Origin of the sequence: Desulfosceptrum tomskiensis (assembly GCF_049818055.1) — a bacterium.
Lineage (GTDB): Bacteria > Bacillota > Desulfotomaculia > Desulfotomaculales > JASEER01 > JBFLVT01.
The window spans coordinates 583,484-601,458 of sequence record NZ_CP187479.1; the positions used below are offsets into that span (position 1 = coordinate 583,484).

21 protein-coding genes are annotated in these 17,975 nt (G+C 57.8%); 10 read left to right on the plus strand and 11 right to left on the minus strand.

The window, feature by feature from the left end:
* Positions 1-8 precede the first annotated feature (8 nt).
* From pstB to pstC, 3 genes are read right to left on the minus strand one after another with little or no spacing between them, the layout of a single operon-like run.
* A complete protein-coding gene (pstB, locus tag ACPV0M_RS02970; protein ID WP_425621496.1) occupies positions 9-764 on the minus strand; it encodes a phosphate ABC transporter ATP-binding protein PstB in 756 nt (251 codons plus the stop codon).
* A gap of 38 nt (positions 765-802) precedes the next feature.
* On the minus strand, positions 803-1,648 hold the full coding sequence (gene pstA / locus ACPV0M_RS02975) for a phosphate ABC transporter permease PstA (RefSeq protein ID WP_425622110.1): 846 nt from the start codon (positions 1,646-1,648) through the stop codon (positions 803-805).
* Complete coding sequence (gene pstC / locus ACPV0M_RS02980) at positions 1,648-2,547, minus strand: phosphate ABC transporter permease subunit PstC (protein ID WP_425621497.1); 900 nt, start codon at positions 2,545-2,547, stop codon at positions 1,648-1,650. The genes pstA and pstC overlap by 1 nt, the downstream gene beginning before the upstream one ends.
* A gap of 172 nt (positions 2,548-2,719) precedes the next feature.
* Between pstC and ACPV0M_RS02985 the strand changes: the two genes are divergently transcribed.
* Both ACPV0M_RS02985 and ACPV0M_RS02990 read left to right on the plus strand, forming a co-directional pair.
* Entirely contained in the window at positions 2,720-3,451 is a 732-nt protein-coding gene (locus ACPV0M_RS02985) for a DUF5677 domain-containing protein (protein ID WP_425621498.1), read from the plus strand.
* Positions 3,452-3,596: 145 nt separating this feature from the next.
* Positions 3,597-4,916, plus strand: a complete 1,320-nt coding sequence (locus tag ACPV0M_RS02990; RefSeq protein ID WP_425621499.1) for a cytochrome c biogenesis protein ResB — start codon at positions 3,597-3,599, stop codon at positions 4,914-4,916.
* Positions 4,917-5,059: 143 nt separating this feature from the next.
* On the opposite strand, the gene ACPV0M_RS02995 is transcribed toward ACPV0M_RS02990, so the two are convergent.
* Both ACPV0M_RS02995 and ACPV0M_RS03000 read right to left on the minus strand, forming a co-directional pair.
* Complete coding sequence (locus tag ACPV0M_RS02995) at positions 5,060-6,133, minus strand: YkvI family membrane protein (protein WP_425621500.1); 1,074 nt, start codon at positions 6,131-6,133, stop codon at positions 5,060-5,062.
* A 36-nt stretch (positions 6,134-6,169) separates the two neighbouring features.
* Positions 6,170-7,240: a YkvI family membrane protein gene (locus ACPV0M_RS03000; RefSeq protein WP_425621501.1), complete on the minus strand. Its 1,071-nt coding sequence runs from the start codon at positions 7,238-7,240 to the stop codon at positions 6,170-6,172.
* Positions 7,241-7,373: 133 nt separating this feature from the next.
* Between ACPV0M_RS03000 and ACPV0M_RS03005 the strand changes: the two genes are divergently transcribed.
* Positions 7,374-7,616 (plus strand): hypothetical protein, encoded by a 243-nt coding sequence (locus tag ACPV0M_RS03005; RefSeq protein ID WP_425621502.1) that lies wholly within the window; start codon positions 7,374-7,376, stop codon positions 7,614-7,616.
* Positions 7,617-7,631: 15 nt separating this feature from the next.
* On the opposite strand, the gene ACPV0M_RS03010 is transcribed toward ACPV0M_RS03005, so the two are convergent.
* The 4 genes from ACPV0M_RS03010 to ACPV0M_RS03025 form a co-directional block, all read right to left on the minus strand.
* Positions 7,632-8,981 carry a TrkH family potassium uptake protein gene (locus ACPV0M_RS03010; RefSeq protein ID WP_425621503.1) on the minus strand — a complete coding sequence of 450 codons (1,350 nt, stop codon included), beginning with the start codon at positions 8,979-8,981 and terminating at the stop codon, positions 7,632-7,634.
* Positions 8,982-9,015: 34 nt separating this feature from the next.
* On the minus strand, positions 9,016-9,150 hold the full coding sequence (locus ACPV0M_RS03015) for a hypothetical protein (protein ID WP_425621504.1): 135 nt from the start codon (positions 9,148-9,150) through the stop codon (positions 9,016-9,018).
* A gap of 84 nt (positions 9,151-9,234) precedes the next feature.
* Positions 9,235-9,882 carry a hypothetical protein gene (locus ACPV0M_RS03020; protein ID WP_425621505.1) on the minus strand — a complete coding sequence of 216 codons (648 nt, stop codon included), beginning with the start codon at positions 9,880-9,882 and terminating at the stop codon, positions 9,235-9,237.
* A gap of 26 nt (positions 9,883-9,908) precedes the next feature.
* The gene (locus ACPV0M_RS03025; RefSeq protein ID WP_425621506.1) at positions 9,909-10,406 is read right to left on the minus strand and encodes a rubredoxin-like domain-containing protein; all 498 of its coding nucleotides are present in this window, start codon (positions 10,404-10,406) and stop codon (positions 9,909-9,911) included.
* 181 nt (positions 10,407-10,587) lie between these two features.
* Here ACPV0M_RS03025 and ACPV0M_RS03030 point away from each other — a divergent pair, with 181 nt between their 5' ends.
* Both ACPV0M_RS03030 and ACPV0M_RS03035 read left to right on the plus strand, forming a co-directional pair.
* On the plus strand, positions 10,588-10,803 hold the full coding sequence (locus ACPV0M_RS03030) for a Com family DNA-binding transcriptional regulator (RefSeq protein ID WP_425621507.1): 216 nt from the start codon (positions 10,588-10,590) through the stop codon (positions 10,801-10,803).
* 98 nt (positions 10,804-10,901) lie between these two features.
* Positions 10,902-11,270 (plus strand): hypothetical protein, encoded by a 369-nt coding sequence (locus ACPV0M_RS03035; RefSeq protein WP_425621508.1) that lies wholly within the window; start codon positions 10,902-10,904, stop codon positions 11,268-11,270.
* A 24-nt stretch (positions 11,271-11,294) separates the two neighbouring features.
* Here the strand turns inward: ACPV0M_RS03035 and ACPV0M_RS03040 are convergent, their stop codons facing one another.
* Positions 11,295-11,549, minus strand: coding sequence for a hypothetical protein (locus ACPV0M_RS03040; RefSeq protein ID WP_425621509.1), 255 nt, complete (start codon positions 11,547-11,549; stop codon positions 11,295-11,297).
* A gap of 107 nt (positions 11,550-11,656) precedes the next feature.
* Here ACPV0M_RS03040 and ACPV0M_RS03045 point away from each other — a divergent pair, with 107 nt between their 5' ends.
* The 4 genes from ACPV0M_RS03045 (at position 11,657) to uraA (ending at position 16,606) form a co-directional block, all read left to right on the plus strand.
* The gene (locus tag ACPV0M_RS03045) at positions 11,657-12,388 is read left to right on the plus strand and encodes a SagB/ThcOx family dehydrogenase (RefSeq protein ID WP_425621510.1); all 732 of its coding nucleotides are present in this window, start codon (positions 11,657-11,659) and stop codon (positions 12,386-12,388) included.
* Between the two features lie 298 nt (positions 12,389-12,686).
* The gene (locus ACPV0M_RS03050; RefSeq protein ID WP_425621511.1) at positions 12,687-14,564 is read left to right on the plus strand and encodes an FAD-dependent oxidoreductase; all 1,878 of its coding nucleotides are present in this window, start codon (positions 12,687-12,689) and stop codon (positions 14,562-14,564) included.
* A gap of 102 nt (positions 14,565-14,666) precedes the next feature.
* Positions 14,667-15,305: a uracil phosphoribosyltransferase gene (gene upp, locus ACPV0M_RS03055; RefSeq protein ID WP_425621512.1), complete on the plus strand. Its 639-nt coding sequence runs from the start codon at positions 14,667-14,669 to the stop codon at positions 15,303-15,305.
* A 38-nt stretch (positions 15,306-15,343) separates the two neighbouring features.
* Positions 15,344-16,606 (plus strand): uracil permease, encoded by a 1,263-nt coding sequence (gene uraA, locus ACPV0M_RS03060; protein WP_425621513.1) that lies wholly within the window; start codon positions 15,344-15,346, stop codon positions 16,604-16,606.
* A gap of 88 nt (positions 16,607-16,694) precedes the next feature.
* Here the strand turns inward: uraA and ACPV0M_RS03065 are convergent, their stop codons facing one another.
* The gene (locus tag ACPV0M_RS03065; protein WP_425621514.1) at positions 16,695-17,141 is read right to left on the minus strand and encodes a hypothetical protein; all 447 of its coding nucleotides are present in this window, start codon (positions 17,139-17,141) and stop codon (positions 16,695-16,697) included.
* A gap of 157 nt (positions 17,142-17,298) precedes the next feature.
* Between ACPV0M_RS03065 and trhA the strand changes: the two genes are divergently transcribed.
* On the plus strand, positions 17,299-17,940 hold the full coding sequence (gene trhA / locus ACPV0M_RS03070; RefSeq protein WP_425621515.1) for a PAQR family membrane homeostasis protein TrhA: 642 nt from the start codon (positions 17,299-17,301) through the stop codon (positions 17,938-17,940).
* Positions 17,941-17,975: the final 35 nt, after the last annotated feature.

The window sequence follows — 17,975 nt, forward strand, 5'->3', positions numbered from 1 at the left end:
ACTCCTTTTTAACCGAATCTGCCGGTGATGTAGTCCTCGGTGCGTTTATCCCTGGGAGCGGTAAAGATGGTATTGGTTAAATCATATTCAATCATTTCGCCGTTCAAAAAGAAAGCCGTGTAGTCGGATACTCTGGCTGCCTGCTGCATGTTGTGGGTGACGATAACGATGGTATAGTTTTCCTTGAGTTCGCGAATAAGGTCCTCAAGCTTGGATGTAGAGATAGGATCCAGGGCGGAAGCGGGTTCATCCATCAGGATTACCTCCGGTTCGACCGCCAGAACGCGGGCCAGCACAAGCCTCTGCTGCTGCCCGCCCGAAAGCCCGAGCGCCGATTCATGCAGCCTGTCCTTAACCTCATTCCAGAGATTCGCCTGGTGTAGGCTTCTTTCCACAATCTCTGCAAGGACATCCCGCCGTTTTATGCTGTGAATCCTTGGACCGTAGGCCACGTTGTCAAAGATGGACATCGGAAACGGATTGGGCTTTTGAAAAACCATTCCGATTTTTTTGCGCAGGTCTACCGGGTCCACCCCGGGATCATAGATATTCTTCCCGTCGAGGAAGACTTCACCCTGAATTCTCGTACCTTCGATAACGTCGTTCATTCTGTTCAGGGTGCGCAAAAAGGTCGATTTGCCGCAGCCGGATGGGCCGATCAAGGCTGTTACGGCATGCTCTTTAACCGGCAGGTTGATATCGATTAGGGCATGAAAATCCTTGTAGAAAAAGTTAAGGTTGATGGTCTCCATTTTGTTAGCCATTCGATCACCTTTCACTTTGTGAACCCTTAATCTTTTTGTTACCTGATGCGCTTAAGTCTTATCCTCGTCCGGATGGCTACGGCAACCAGGTTTAGACTGCCAACGAGCAAAAGCAGTACCACGGCAGTTCCAAAAGCCATGTGATCAGGCACGTTCGGAACCTCGGCGGACAAGGCGTAGAGGTGATAGGGCAGGGCCATGACCGGGTCGAACACCGAATTGGGCAGTTTCGGACTGTAGACTATGGCGGCCGTAAACATGATTGGCGCTGTTTCTCCGGCCGCGCGGCCGATGCCCAGGATGGTGCCGGTAAGGATGGAGGGCATGGCGACGGGCAGGACCACACGCCTGATGGTCTGCCACTGCGTGGCCCCGAGGGCGAGGCTGGCGTGCCGGTAATCGTCCGGCACCGCCAGCAGGGCTTCCTCGGCGGTGGCGATGATCACCGGGAGGGTCAACAGTCCCAGGGTAAGGGCTCCAGCCGCTAGGGAGCGTCCCATTTCGAGCATTAAAACAAAAAGCCCGAGACCGAACAATCCATAGACCACCGAGGGTACGCCGGCGAGATTGACGATGGCAATTCTTACGAGATAAGTAAAGAAGTTTTTCTTGGAATATTCCACCAGGTAAACGGCGGTGCCGATACCCAGCGGCAGCGCTACGATAATAGTACCTACAGTAAGGCCGGCGGTTCCGATGATTGCGGGGAAAATTCCTCCCTCGGTCATAAACTTGCGCGGCGGTTGGGTCAAAAACTCCCATGTCAGGGCGGGCCATCCCTTCCAGACCAGGTACCCGACAATGGCCAGAACGGGGATAATGGCGAAGACCGTGCACACCGCAAGCGCGCCGAAGCCGGCCCTTTCTCGCACATTTCTTGAGATCACAGGGATGCACCTCTTTTAATAGAAGACGTTTTGGCAAAAACCATGTCTGTAATAAGGTTAATGACGAAAGTAATCGCGAAGAGCACCATACCCAGGCCGAAAAGAGCCTGGTAATGCAGTCCGCCCCTGACCACTTCGCCCATTTCCGCCGCGATATCGGCGGTAATGGTGCGCACCGGGTCAAAGATGGAGTGGGGAATGAGGGTGGCGTTGCCGGCCACCATCAAGACCGCCATCGTTTCGCCGATAGCTCGTCCCAGTCCCAGCATTGATGCTGCTATCAACCCGGAGCGGGCTGTCGGCAAGACGATCCGAAGGGTTGTTTCCCACTTTGTGGCGCCCAGGGCCAGGGACGCCTCCCTGTATTCCCGGGGTACGGCGTCAAGGGCGTCTTCCGAAATGCTCACTACTGTCGGCAGCGCCATGATGCCCAAGACGAGCGAGGCTGTAAAGGCGCACAGGGCGCTCGGCAGGTCGAAAATCTCTTTCACGAGCGGCGCGAGGATGGTCAATCCAAGAAAGCCGTAAACCACCGAAGGTATTCCGGCCAGCAGCTCGATGACAGCCTTGAAGATCTCACGGACGCTGCGAGGCGCGACCTCGGCCAGGAACATGGCGATGCCGATTCCCAGCGGGATGGCTATCATCCCCGCACCGACGGTAACGGTAAGAGAACCCGCGATCAGCGCCAGCGCGCCGAACTGCGGCGGTTCGGAAACAGGCAGCCATTTCGTGCCGAAGACAAAATCGAATAGGCCGACCTCCGTAAAGACACCGGAGCCTTCTCTCAACAAAAAGAAAAAAATCAAAAAGAGAATAAGTATCGAAGTACCCGCCACGATACCGAGGATATACTTGATGCTTTTTTCGTAATACCGTGCAATTTTTTTGGCCATATTAAAGCGCGAGCCCCCATATACGAAGGTTGATAAACCGCTTTTGCACATCTACTTTAACAGAATAGTTTTGAATATAAGTCAAAACCGTGTAAGGATTGTAAAGACAATGTTTAGTTTCTGTAAATGAGATCTAAGTTGCGCTTGGAACGGTTGCAGGGGGAGGGCCAAGATGCCGGATAAAGTGGAAGAAGTGGCAGCCATGCTCAGCGACCTGGCGGCCGAGACCGGGCGGAAAACAATCAGGGACGCTTCGGCCTTCGACAGGGTGCTGCAGCTCTTTTTTTCAAGGTTCCAGGAGGGGTTTCGCGCCGTGCGCCTCCTGGTCGGGGAGGACTGCGGGAATGACGCCGTAATTTTGGTGCGCAGCCTGTACGAGGATACGCTCAACGTTCTTTACATCGCTACCGACCCCGAACACCTGGCCGCGCTGTTCCTCGACTACGCCCAATATCGCAACTGGATTTACGTGACCTTTCTCGAAAAGTACTACCCGGAGGCTCTCCGCGACATCAAGCCCGAAGAACTGGTAAAGATGAAAGCCGAATACGAGCGGGTGCGTGATCTTTTCCCGCGCCGGTCTTCCTGGCACGGCAAGACCATTGCCGACCTTGCCCGGCTGCTTAATTTGAGCAACCTGCACGAGACTTTTTACAAGATCACCTGCGACATTACGCACGGCAACGTGGCAGGGTTTTACCCTCTTCTAACGGCAAGAGACAACCGTCACATCGGGGTCAGTTCCGAAGATGATGAGGATTACGCCAGGGATGCTCTGGCCCTGGCGTCGCAGTGCTATCTTGCTGTTCTCGACCTGGTGAATAAGCATTTTGGACTCGGGCTTGAAGCCGAACTCGACAAGGCCAGAAGGGAGGTCGCCGAGGTGCTTAACACTTTGCATTGAAAGCTGCTCAACCTCTTCATTACCCTTCTATTCTTAAACCAGCCGGCTGACGAGAGCGTTGCAAAAGCCAGCGCATCGGAGAGTTTTTCAACGGTCTCCAAGAATGGTATAATTCTGCAAAGACCGGTAAGGGAGAGGGCAATCGATGGGTGGGGCCGGTGTCTCCGGGTTGGCGGCACGTAAAGCGATCCTCTGGGTTTTAAACACGACAGCATCCCCCCAGTGGTCGCTGTTCTTCAGTATTGCTCTGGTTTTCAGTGCCGCCGTCGTCAGCCTCCTTCCCCCGAACTTTGATGCCGCGGTTCAGGCCGCGCGATACGGTACCTTATGGGAACGTATCGCCTATTGGATGGGAGCGGACCGCTTCTTTGACTCTGTCCTCTTTACCGGGGTCCAATCGGGTTTGGCCTTCGGGCTCGTCGCCTGCGCTGGGCGGCAAGCCTACCGTCTTTATTCCACATCCCGCTATCCGTATTTCAAAGAGGATTTGGCCGAGTTTAGGGACTGTGCTTGGCGTAAGACGCTCCGCTACGGAAACACCAGCGGGGAATGGGCTGCGGGGGGACTGGCGATCCTCTTACGGGCTAAAGGCTGGCGGGCCGGCAAAATCGAGGGGGATCACGGGCGTATGCTGGTAACGGCCGAATACGGCCGATGGTCCCGCTGGGGGCTTGTGGGCCTGCATCTCGGTCTGGCCCTTGTCCTGACCGCCAGCGCTGCCGGACCCTGGCTCCGGGATGTTCAATCTTTTGTCGCCGTTTCTTACCAGACGATAGAACTGGCCAAGGCCGGGTACCCTTTTGACCTCCGCGTTCAGGAAATCAAAACGGATAAGGAAAACTTTGCCAGCCGCATCAAGCTGATTGAAAACGGGATCGAGAAGTCCGTGCCTCTCCTCAGCGCCGGACAACCCGTACGCTACCGCGGGGTTGCTGTTTACCAAGCTGGGGGGGACTGGATCCTTAACCTCCTTTACCGCGACGCGCAAGGTACGGAACACCTCTGTTCCGTCTGGAACGGGGGATGGCTCGACGTCCCCGGATCGGGCGGCATCAAGGTCACGGCTGCAATCAGCAAGGAAAACCCCAACCTGTTAACCTACCGTCTCGTCGATCCTTCAGGCAAGGTCCTGTCAGGCGCCGTGTCTTTCGGGGAACCGGTCAGAGCCGGTGCGGAAAGCCTGGTTTTCACCGGACAGCATCCGTACGTGGCGCTGGTGCTGAAGCGGGACCCGACTCTGCCGGTGGCTTTTTTAGGGGGTTTTCTGGTTATCGGGGGGCTGGCTTGCGTATGGGGGGTCCGGCGTCACCGGCTCTGGGCTTTGGTGGAGTCGGACGGCGGCGTGGCGACGGTGCACCTGGGCGGGGATACGGCGGGGGACGATGACATCTTTTACGCGGTCATCCCCGCAAACCAGGCCATCGAAGCCGTGGAGATCGAGATGGCGAAGAGAAAAACCGGCTAGCACCGTTTTGGGCCGGACTGGCGGACCAAAAAGACCGTTTTCTGTGGATAAACCTGTGGAAAGCCTTTAACTCTTGGCCTTGCTTAGGCCAGTCAAGAAAAGGGATGCTAGGCCCTTGTGCTTATTGTGGATAAGTTTGCGCATTAGGGCGTGGGCTGGGGCAAAAGGTTCACGCGAAAGTAACCCCAGGCCAGGCTGGCCAGCATGAGGAGGCCGGCCATGCCGACCGCCGAGTAAAGGTAGCGTACCAGCGTCGAGAAACCAAATTGGCTGGCGATCAAAGCGATGCCCGCCGTCCCCAGAACGACCCACTTGAAGCGCGGGGTTGCGGGATCGGCGACCCGCGCCCCGAAGCCGTAAAGACTGCCTACGGCCGTGGTGTAGATTTCGGCCAGCAGGACGATGACGTAGCCGACCTGGACCGGGGCCGCGAAGAGGCCGGCCACGAAGGCCATGGGAATTTCGAATCCGGCGGCGGTAAGATTGCCGAGCAGGGCCAGGTTGATGGAGAGGGCGCCGACGACCAGGCCGATAGCGCCATAGAGGGCGGCCTTTTTGAGGTTGGCTTCGTCTCTGGCCACCGCGCCCAAAGGCGCGAGGACGGCGACCGACAGGATCAGATTGTATGAGGTATAGGTGAGAGCCGATAAGGGCCAGGACGGAACGGCCGCTGCGGCCGGTTGCGCCCAGAGCCTTATCGACTCCAGGTTGGGCGGGGTCACGACCAGGGTGCCGACCGTGATGCCGATAACGGAGACGATCAGTATCGGGACGACAAAGGAAACGGCCGAGATCACCCCGCTGATGCCCAGGAGGACGGTTGCCAGGGAAATCACGGTTATCAGGGCGCTGCCCAGTAACGGCGGCAGGCCGAATTGCTGGCCGAAAATGGCGCCGGCCCCCGCCGCCATGGCCGTTAAGGCGCCGAACAGAAAGAAAGTGATGATGCCGTCGATTACCGTGCCGAGCACCGGTCCTGCCGAGTGGTGAATGACGTCAAGGTGTGACCTTGCGTGTAAATGGTGACCGAGGCGGAGGATGATCGAGCCGAAAAAGAAAAAGAGGTAACCCGCCGCTAGAATGGCCGGGATGCTGAAGAGGCCAAAGTAGGTAAAAAACTGGAGAATTTCCTGTCCCGAGGCGAAGCCCGCCCCTACCACAGTCCCGATATAGGTGGCCGCGATGGCAAAAGTGGATGGATGTTTACCTGCACTCACTCCGACACTCTCCCCGCATTGTCAATGCTCAGTATCTTACCTGTTCGCCAATCTTCTTGGCAAACTCTCCCTGATGTAGCTGTACGTAAGCCCTCCCAGAAGAATAAAACCGGCCACCCCGATAGCCGAATAAAGGTAGCGCACCAGGATGGTGAACCCGAACTCGGCGCCGATAAGGCCGCTCACGCCGGTGGCGAGGGCGATCCACCGGAAGCGCGGGCTTGTGGAGACGGCAAAACGCGCAGCAAATCCGTACAAGGCCCCGACGGCCGTGGTGTAAATCGCCAACATCAGGACGAAGGCGTAGAGGAACTGGATGTAGCCCGAAATGCGCCCGGCGATAAAGGCCATCGGGACGGGAACGGTGGTGGACTCCGGTACGGCCAGCATGGCCAGGTTGATGGCCAGGATGCCGACCCCGAGACCGATGCCTCCGACCAATGCCCCTTCGTATGCTACCCTGCCGCGCCTGGCCAGGACGCCCATCGGAGCCAGAATAGCCACGGCGACAATCAGGTTGTAAGAGACATAGGTTAAGGCGGAAAGAGGCCAGAACGGAACAACGGCGTTCCACGGCCGGGCGACGAGGCTTACGGCGTCCAGGTCGACCGGATTGGCGGCCAGGGTGACGGAGGTTACGCCCAAAACCCCGACAAGAAGGAGCGGGACGACGAAACCTAACGCCGAGATCAGAGCCCTGATCCCAAGGAGGACAGTGGCCAGCGTAAGCCCCATCATGGCCGCGGCGCCCCACAAGGCGGGGAGATTGAACTGCTGGGCGAAGATGGCGCCCGCCCCCGCCGCCATCGCCGAGGTAATGCCGAAAAGGAAGAGAGTAGTGATTACGTCGGTTATAACGCTGAGGTATTTCCCCCCTGCGTACCGGATGATCTCCAGGTGTGAGGCGGCCCGCAGCCTGCGGCCCAGGTTCAGGACGATCGCGCCGAAGAAGACGAAAAGAACGCTCGACAACAGGATCGCGGGCAGGCTGTTCAAGCCGAAGAGGGTGAAAAACTGCAGCACTTCCTGGCCCGAAGCAAACCCGGCCCCGATGGTGACGCCGATATAGGCGCTGGCAATCTCAAACGGGCCGACCTTCTTTTCCATAGTTTCAGTATTAGAGTTTCATCGGCAACCTATGTATCAACAAATTTCAGAAAAAATTTAAACAGCTGTGACAAGGATCGGTCAATTGCGGAACGTAGACTGGACACAAATCAGCACAGAGGAGGAAAAAACAGTGTCCGGTTTGGCTGCGAGGAAAATAAGCCCGGTTTACGACGCGAGGTATCACATGCGTCAAATGTTAAGGGGATATACGGGATGGCAGCTGCTTAAAATCCTGTTCGTGTTGCGCGTGGCGCGCCTTGCTGTGGTCCTCAACCGCATCCTTTACAGGATGGCCTTCGGCCGCAAGCTTCAGGAACACCACTGCCTCCCGGAGATTCTCGCCGATTGGGAGCGACGGGTGCGGGGCTGGTAAAAGAGGCCGCAACGGCTAGCCGATCAGTATCTTCTGCTCGGGTAGCCGTATCTTGGCCTTGTGCTCGCGCTGGGCGAGGGAAAAGGCCAGGGTGAGCGGGCCCACCCGTCCGATGAACATGGTGAACATGACCGCCAGCCTTCCGGCCGGCGAGAGATCCGGCGTCAGGCCCAGGGAGAGGCCGACCGTGCCGAAGGCGGAGACCGTCTCGAAAAAAATGGTGAAGAAATCCTTGCCGTTCTCGGTGATCGTTAAAAAGAGCGTTGTCGCCAGCACTACGGTCAACCCCAGGACCAGGATGGCCAAGGCTTTGTAGACCTGGGACCTGGGTATGCGCCGGCCGAAGACCTCCGCGTCTTCCCGCCCGCGCGCCAGGGAGAGCAGGGCAAGGCCCACGGTGATGAAGGTGGTGGTCTTAATGCCGCCCCCCGTCGAACCCGGCGAGGCCCCGATAAACATCAGGATCATCATCAAAAACTGCGTCGGGACAAAAAAGTCGTCTAGAGGGACGGTGTTGAAGCCCGCGGTGCGGGGGGTGCTCGCTTGGAAGAAGGCGGCCAGCAGCTTGTGACGGGGGGTGAGGTCCCTCAGGGCGTGGTCGTGTTCGAGAAGCAGCACGGCTACCGTAGCCAAAGTCAGGAGCAGGATGGTAACGGCGATGACGATCTTGGAATGCAGGGACAGCTTCCTGAAGCTCCGCTTTCTGTAAACATCGACGGCTACGGAGAAGCCGATGCCGCCGAGAATCAAGAGCCCGGCCACCGTCAGGCTGACGACGGGATCATTGCCGAAACCCGTCAGGCTCCGGAAGCCGCCGAAAAGGTCAAAACCCGCGTTGTTGAAGGCCGAAACGGAGTGAAACACGCCCAGCCAAAGGCCCTGCGTCCAACCGTATTCCGGCGCCAGGTGCAGGGTAAGAATGGCCGCCCCTATAGCTTCGGCGGTCGCGGTGAAGAGCAGAATGCGCTGCACCAGCCAGATAATGCCGGTCAGTTCGTTTTGGTTGACCGATTCCTTGATCTGCTGGCGCCGGCGCAGCCCGATTCTCCGACCCAGGAGAAGCGCAAACAGGGTTCCCATCGTCATCAGACCGAGACCGCCGGTATGGATGAGCAACAGGATAACGAGCTGGCCGAAGAGGGTCCAATGGTCTGCTGTATCCACGACGACAAGCCCGGTAACACAAACGGCCGAGGTGGCCGTAAATGCCGCGGTCAATAAGTCCGGTTTACCGTCCCTGACGGCCAGGGGCAGAGAAAGCAGCAAGGTTCCCGCGAGGATCGCCAGGGCGAATCCCAGGACAAGAACCTGTGGCGGTGTCAAAGTGAAGATGCGGGGTTTTTTAGCAGGGAGACCTTCCGTCATGCAGACCACGCTTGTATTTCAGGTAATTTCATTATTACAGGCGTCTCCTGGAGTCCCGGCTCAGGATGACGAAGTAGAGGAGCAAGGCTCCAAGCAAAAAGGCGAACAGGCCGATCCAGTTGTTTCTGCCGTCAGGAAGCCCGGAGGGGAGCAAGGCAAATTCAAACACAGGGCATCACCTGTAGATAATTTACCCCTATGCCGGCATTTTTAGCTGGGAAAAGTGGGATGTGGCTGTTTGGCGGGTAGGTAGCTAGTCGGTGTGGATTTCAAAATGCGGCTTTTCCGTAAGGATGGGCGCACTCGGGGCCTGGGGAAGCCGGTCCGGGATTTCTCTGGCAATTTGTGCAAGGCACGATTCAGTTGTGCTGGCGGCTTTAAGCGTCGTATCGTGAACAAGACCGATGATTCCTTTCTTGCGGGCCAGCCAGGCGTCAGGTTCCTCGTCCGGCCCCTGGGCAAGCCAGGCTTGGCTGGCCTGGATTTCCAGGGCGGCGCTGTCGATTGCCGCGTATGATTGCAGGATGCCGGACACCAGGTCGTCGCCCAGGAGACCGAGCATCCCGTTCTTCATCACCCCGTCGAACGCGGCCTGGCGGAGGCCCTTGGTTATACCTTCGATCAAGGAGTAGAAGGCCCGCAGGTTGGCCAGCTCGTAGAAGGCCTGGCTACGGCCGGAGTTCTCGGTGATAATGGTCAACTGGCGCAGCAGCGTGAGGTTGTGACTGAGCTCGGCCTTTAAAGCCAGCAGGTACATATCCCGGGCGTGTTTGGCAGCTTTACGTTCATGGCGCCTGTGCAGGGCAAGCGAGAGGAGAAATCCGGCGAGCACCCCCAGGAAGCTGGCCGCGAGGTGCCTGTAAAAGTATGTGCTCAGGAAGACGTCCCGCAAAAAATCCATCGAAGAGAGCCCCCTCTGCTAGGCATTTAGGTATTATTGAAGTAACGCCCCAACAACCCTTTAATAATGGCGGCGTGGCGGTCTTCGTCAGCCGCCGCCCTGATAAAGAAGGCCATGGAGTGAAAATCCCCGTTCTTTTGGGCGGCTCGGGCCAGGTCTTCCTTGTTTTTCTTGGCGGCGATTTCCCGGTTGTACTGGCGGGCCAGGTTTTCCCGCGTGGTGTCTACCAGGCCTTTAATGAAGGCCCACTCGGCGGCGTGCCGGGCCTCGTCGAGCGCCATGCGGTAAAAGGCCTGGGCCAGTTCCGGGTAGCCTTCCTCCTCGGCCCGCCTGCTGTAAGCGATCAATAAACCCACCGATTGCGACTCGTCTTCCCAGTCGTAGTGCTGCAGCTGGGCGGTCGCTTCATCTTTGATCTCGAGGGGCTTGAATTTCTCCGCCGGCGCCCCGCATACCGGGCATTTGGCCGGGGGGCGGTCGCCTTCGTGGATGTAGCCGCACACAAGACACTGCCAATGTGGCATGACGGTCCCATCCTTTCGCGTCACCGCATATCGAGGATGCTTCTGAAGAGGTCTATTCGGTAGGCAACGGTTTAATCCTTTTGCCCGGCTCCTTTTGCATGCCCCGCCACGGATATTGCCATTAGTGAAAAATGTCATAAAGTTAACTTAAAAAGGGTTCACAAATCCCATATCTTGTTGTATGTTATATTATACAACCGCACGGACATTGGAGGTGAGCCAAGTGACGCCGGTAACAATTAAGCGCGACGGGGTTAAGTGGGTGCGCTGTGCCGTGTGTAACCGGTTGCTCTCGGCTTACGCGATCGGAGGTAACCTTATTGTGCAGATCCGATGTCCGCATTGCGGAATGTCTTTTGAGACACGTGCCGCGGAGACGGCTTCGAAGCGGCGATGACACGTGTTTATTTATATTAAGGATAAGGCCCGGTCAAGAGACCGGGCTTTTTTCTAAAACTGCTGCTGGCATAACATTTTGCGGGGGAGGCGGTAACGGTGTCGCATATCATCAGCCGTGAAGATCACAGCCTTACGCTCGATGACGGGACCAAATTCACCTTTGACATCATCGGCAAGACCATTTACATTTACGTCAGCTACCGGTACGCTTCAGCGTGCATCACCCTGGAGGGGGCCGATGCCCTACTCTTTGCGGCGTACCTGGCGGAAAGCAGGGCCAAGCCCGGGAACGAGTACAAATTTAAAACGCGGGACAATTTCAACGTTGTCGTTAAACCGGGCGAGAAGTCAGCGCTTTCGGTATACGACGGGGAACGCATGCTGATCGAGGTCTTCCTGGACAAGAAGGCCACGCTGATGCTCGCCGAAATGGTCATCAGGAGCGTACGCCACAGTGTTAAATAGGCACCGCAAAAATCGGCCAGGGATTCAGGCGTCGGGGCTTTCGAGTTCGAAGGCCACGAAGACGTCGGTGGCAAAGCGGTCGCTTTTTTCAAAAGCCTCATAGGCGGCGGGCACGTAGAAATCCCCGCCCGCAAACGTCTTGATCGCCACATAATCGTCGTTGGCTTCGGTGACACGCCCACGGATCTCCTGCTTGTTCAACGGCCTGCCCTGGCTGTCGACGAAGGTGAGCTCCACCAGGATGCGTTTATTGATAACGTTCTCCTTGTTGAAGTCCAAAGCGGTACGTCCTCCTTTAAGCGATCGGGTTGCAGTTAGTACAGTATTTCCTTGTCTCGGGGCAAAATACCTGCACAGGGAGAGAGATGGAGGAGAGCAGAACGTTGATGGACAGCGGAATCGGCGACAGGTTTCAAACCGGGACGAAGTATGACAGGGACCGGATTATAAGGGAGCGGCCGGAGCGGGGGCGGAGGCCGGCCCGCCATAAAATCTATAGCGACGTGGAAAAGATAGTCTTGCCGGAACCGGAGAGAGACGGCGGCACGCCCCTTTGGCGAACCATCCGGCAGCGCCGCAGCGTCCGAAACTTCGGGCCCGAGGCGCTTTCCCTCCCGGAGCTCTCCCAGCTGCTCTGGGCCGTTCAGGGGGTAACGGGAAGAATCAACGCCTTCGCCTTGCGGGCCGCGCCGTCGGCCGGCGCGCTGTATCCTACCGAAACCTACCTGATCGTTAACAGCGTGGCGGGGCTGGAGCCGGGGATTTACCACTTCGATGCCGAGAACCACGCCCTGGCCTGCCTGCGGAAAGGCAGTTTTGCCCGGGAAGCGTCGGCGGCCGCGCTGGGCCAGCATATGGCGGCCCGGGCCGCTGTCGTCTTCCTTTGGTCCTCCGTTTTTGACAGGGCCAAGTGGAAATACGGGCAAAGGGCCTACCGTTACGTCTACCTCGACGCCGGCCATATCGCCCAGAATCTGGCCCTGGCGGCGGTAGCCCTCGGTTTGGGCAGCTGCCAGATCGGGGCTTTTTTCGACGACGAGCTGAACGAACTCATCGGCCTCGACGGCGAGAACGAGAGTGTCATTTATTTGTCAGTGGTTGGCTGCCCGGGGTCATAGTCCCGCCGTTCCTCGATGCACAGGCGCCTCCCCATAACTGATCTGGAACAAAACGGAAATCAGCGGGGTTTGGAAGGGACATCTTAAAACCCCTGGAATGTATTATACAGTCCCCTGGTTTTACAAGATCAGGGACAAACCTTCCAATCACCTTATAAAAGTTCGGAGATTTTTCATGCTCGCATCGTCACACAGGTTTCTTGTCTTGTTCCCCTGCGCAACGCTGATCTTACTTCTAACTTGCCTCTGCAGCCCGAGCCCGGCCCGCGCCGCAGACGCTCCGTCCTCAGACAAGGTTATGGAGTACCGTGCTTTATACGCTATGACCGTCCTTTCTTTTCTGGGTTCTCCTGACGCCGCTGCGGCCGTCATGCATCTTGAAATCCCCCTGAAAAAGAGTGACGTAAAGGATAGTTACGACCTGGTCGTGGTCGGCTCGGACCCCGAGGGGATAGCGGCCGCTCTTTCCGGGGCGAGGAACGGCCTGTCCACCTTGCTGGTGGATACGCGTCCGGAACTGGGAGGACTGATGACGCAAGGCTGGCTTAACAGCATCGACATAAACTACGGCCCCGACGGGGAGATCCTGAACAAGGGCATTTTTGAGGAGTTTTTTACGATGGTCGGCGGGCAGTCGTTCGACGTGGGCAGGGCGCGGCAGGTTTTTAACCTGCTGGTCAACCGCGAGCGAAATTTAGATGTCCTCCTGGGAGTGCGGAAGATCGCGCCGGTAACGGGCACGGCCGCCGACGGCGAAGCGTATCGCAAAGCTGTGGCGGGGATTGCCGTGTCCGGTCCGGGAGGCGCTTACAGGTTGATCGATGCCCGCCGGGTGATCGACGCCACGCAAGACGCCGACCTGGCCGCCGCTGTGGGCGTTCCTTACAGTCTCGGCATGGCCGATTTCGGGCGCGGCGGCCGTTTTATGGCGGTCACCCTCGTTTTCAAGCTGGCGAATGTCACAGATGCCGATTGGCGGCGGTTGAGAAGGACCTTGAACCGGGACGACACTCGAGAAAGCGGGTCCACCGAGGTGAGCGCCTGGGGATTCGGGGAAGAGATGTACAGTTATGTACCGGCTGACAAGAGCATCGGGACCCGAGGCCTCAACCTCGGGCGGCAGCGGGACGGTACCGTTCTCGTGAACGCGCTGAAAGTCTACGGCGTTGATCCTCTTGACCCAGCCTCGCGGGAGAGGGCCAGGCGGAAGGCTTTGGCCGAGATCCCCAAGGTGGTGAAGTACATTAACGCGAAGATCCCCGGCCTTGAGAAAGCCGTCCTGGCAGGGGCGGCCCCCGAACTTTACGTGCGAGAATCAAGACATATCTATGGGGAGTACCGGCTTAGCATCGACGACGTTCTGGAGAACCGTGATTTTGACGACAGGGTGGCCTTTGGCTCCTATCCCGTGGACATTCAGGCGAGCGGACCGGAACCCGAATTTTCCGGAATCGTGGTCGGAACCCCCGAACAGTACGCAATACCGTTTCGCTGCCTGGTTCCCCTGGAGGTTGAGAACCTGCTTGTGGTCGGCCGGTCGGCAAGTTTTGATTCTCTGGCTCACGGCAGCGCGCGCGTAATCCCGGTGGGCATGGCTGCCGGGGAAGCGGCCGGGGCGGCCGCCGCTCTTTCCCTGCGAAAGGGCAAAACCTTCCGGCAAATGTCTGCATCTGAAACGGATATGGCTGATCTCCAGGGTAAACTTAAACAGCAGGGAATGGATCTCGAACCTTTCGGCGACCGGTATAAGCCTGACATCGTCAACGATCCCCGGTACGAGGCGGTTAAGTTCGTGCGCAGGATGGGACTGGTGCGCGCCGGCTACGATAATGACTACCTGCTCGGTGAGCCGATGATAGAGGCCTGTTTCGGTACCGTCCTTTCCACGGCGGTAAGACAGAGCGGGGCGGAACTCGAAGAAATGTCCGCTTCAAGTTTAAGGGAGGATGTATTGCGGGTGGCGGACGCGGCCTCAATCTTGTGCCGTTGCCTGGGACGTCAAATGCCTCGCGACGAGGCTTACGAGTATTTGAAAGACGCCCCGTTTTGGAACTCATATGTCGATGCGAACGACTCGGAAGCGTTGGTGAATCACGGCGCGGGATACATGCTTGTCAAAGATTTTCTCGATTGGGCAATGGTTGAGAGGGCCGGGTCCGAAGACCCGGTTCCTTAACTGATGAGAAATATTTATCTTCGAAACTGCATGTCGGGATGATTTTGCCTTTTCATGTCGAACAACCTTCCAGTTAATCATTTTGCAGAAGGAGGGGAAGGATTGAGTTTGGTCACCGTTGTAAGGCATCCCCTGGTAAACGACCGGATCAGGACCTTGCGCGACCGGGAAATCGACACGGAGCTGTTTCGCCGGGCCTTAAAAGAACTGGGCCTGATCCTGGCGGTCGAAGCCACACGGCACCTGCCGACCCGGGAAGCCACAGTGGTTACACCACTGGGGGTGGAAGCGCGGTGCGAAGAAGTAGATTCGACCAGGCACCTCCTGGTTCCCGTCCTGCGCGCGGGTTTGGGTTTTGTGGACAGTTTCCTGGAGTTTTTGCCGAAGGCCAAGGTGGCTCACGTCGGCGTGGCCAGGGATCACGAGACGCTGGAGGCGAAGGCCTACCTGTGTTCGGTCCCGGGCAACCCTGAGGAGTACGACGCAGTGTTCATTCTGGATCCGATGCTGGCGACGGGCAACAGCAGCGTCAAAGTGCTGGAGTTGCTGAGAGATGCCGGTTTTAAGGCCGAAAAGATAACGCTGGTCTGCGGCTTTGCCGTCGAGGCCGGCATCAACCAGGTCAGGACCAGGTTTCCGGAGGTACGCATCGTCACCGCGACCGTCGACCAGCGCCTGAACGAAGTGGGCTATATCGTTCCCGGTTTGGGGGATGCGGGAGACCGGCTTTACCTGCTTTAAAAGCAATGTTTCGATACTGAACGGGAGGTACGCTTTAATTGCCTAAACGAGAAATCGGGATCGAAGAACGGCTTCCCCTGGCTCAGACTTTACCGTTAAGTCTACAGCATCTTTTCGCAATGTTCGGCGCCACGGTGTTGGTGCCCATTTTATTTGAGGTGAACCCGTCCACCATTCTCTTGTTTAACGGTATCGGCACGCTGCTCTATTTCGCCCTCTGCAAGTGGCGGATCCCGGCCTATTTGGGTTCGAGCTTCGCCTTTATTTCCCCCGTTTTCGTCGTCCTGGCTTCCTACAGTTACAACGACGCCCTCGGCGGATTCATTGCCGTCGGTCTCACTTTTATTATCGTATCACTCATCGTCAGGGCCGCGGGCACACAATGGATCGACGTGGTCTTTCCGCCCGCCGCGATGGGCGCCATCGTGGCGGTGATCGGGCTGGAGCTGGCTCCTATCGCTGCGCAGATGGCCGGGTTGGTCGGTAAGCCCGGCGAGGTCTTTATTCCCGATCCAAAGGTGATTACCGTCTCGATGTTCACCCTTGGCGTAACGATTCTTGGTTCGGTGGTCTTTCGGGGCTTTATGGCGGTCATCCCCATCCTCTTCGGCGTCGTAACGGGGTACGTTTTGGCCCTGTTCATGGGCATGGTCGACACGGCGGCGATCGCGAAAGCGGACTGGTTCGCCGTTCCGACCTTCTACTTCCCGGCCTTCAACCCGGCGGCCATCGCGGTGATTTTGCCGGCGGCCCTGGTGGTCATCGCGGAGCACATCGGGCACCTTTTCGTCACCAGCAACATCGTCGGCAAAGACCTGGCCAAGGACCCAGGGCTGCACCGCTCCCTCCTGGGCAACGGCCTGTCGACCCTGCTTTCCGGGTGTTTTGGTTCGACCCCCAACACCACTTACGGCGAAAACATCGGAGTCATGGCCATCACCAAGGTCTACAGCGTCTGGGTCATCAGCGGCGCGGCCGTCATCGCCATCATCCTGTCCTTTATCGGGACGCTTTCGGCGGCCATCCAAAGCATTCCCGTCCCGGTCATGGGCGGCGTTTCCCTGCTGCTCTTCGGCGTTATCGCAGCGTCAGGCATACGCATGCTGGTTGAGTCGAAGATCGACTACAGCAAAGCGCGAAACCTCATCCTGACGTCGGTGGTCCTGGTCATCGGCATCAGCGGGGCTCAGGTCCAGCTGGGGGCGGTGAGCCTGAAAGGCATGGGCCTGGCGACCGTGGTGGCCATCTGTTTGAGCCTGGTCTTCAAGCTTTTGGATGTCGCCCGGTTGACTAACGAGTAAGGATATTCAAACGGCAATACGCAGAGCGCTGGTTTTTCCCCGGCGCTCTTTCATTTTGTCCCCTCGCTGGATTCCAACGGTTCCATGTTTACCACAGGTGGGGGATGATTTGCAGGACCTCCTCTTCGCGCCCGAGGAAGTCGCAAAACAGGGTCGTCAGGGTGTAAGGCGCCTGCCCCATCTGCGAGTCAACGGCGTGGATGGCCCCCTGGACCACGTCCGTGGCCGTGCCGGGACGGAAGACGAGTGTAAACCCGGCCACGTCGTACAGGGTCTTGCCTTCGGCATCCAGCACGTCGGTGATGTGGGAGAAGATGATGCGAACCTGGTCGGCCACCGACGTTCCGATCCGGATCGCTGGGCCGACGGGACCGGTAGGGACTGTTTCTGCGGTGGCTGTGCGCACGTGGTAGTCCGGGTTGGCAATGATGCCTCCGAGGGCGGAGAAGACGATTTTCCCGTCCTTGACCACGGCCGGCGACCAGAAGTCGTTCATAAACCCGTAACCGGGGGCGGAGACTTTCCTGGCGGGCATGTCGCTTACCTCCAAAACACTTTTCCTTAGAACAGCATTCCCCGGGAGCGGGCCGGGCATTAGATAAGTGATTTTTATGCGTACCGGGAAGGCGTAAAGCAATAGTTTGGCGAAAGGTATTCTGGTTAGCGTTAGCAGGGAAGGGGGTATTTTCCTGATGCTAAGCAAGCTGAAAGAACCCGTAAGCGGTCTCACGCATCTGATCGGGGCCTTGCTTTCGGTGGTCGCCCTTGTGGTCCTGATCGCCAAGGCGCATGGGTACGGGACCCCTTGGCACCTGGCGGCTTTCAGCGTTTTCGGCTCAAGCCTCGTTTTGCTCTATACCGCTAGTTCGCTGTACCACCTGCTGCCCCTTTCCGAAAAAGGTTCCAGGATGTTACGGCGTATCGACCATACGATGATTTTCGTACTGATAGCCGGGACATACACCCCCATATGCCTGATTGCTTTGAAGGGCGTGTGGGGGTGGAGCCTCCTCGGCGGGGTATGGTTTCTGGCCGCCGCGGGCGTGGTTATGAAACTGCTCTGGCTGCACGCCCCCCGCTGGCTTTCGACCGCCTTCTATCTCCTGATGGGCTGGCTGGTTGTGGTGGCCGCCTGGCCGCTGGTTGAGGCCTTGCAGCCTTTAGGGCTTGTATGGCTGGCCGCGGGCGGGCTTTTTTACACCGCCGGCGCGCTTATCTACTGGCTGAAGCGTCCCAACATCCGCCCCGGTTTGCTGGGGTTTCACGAGATATTTCATCTTCTGGTGATGGCCGGGAGCTTCAGCCACTTTTGGATGATGTACAGGTACATCTAGAAATCTTCCGGGTCGCTTGATGGCGCCTGTGTGGT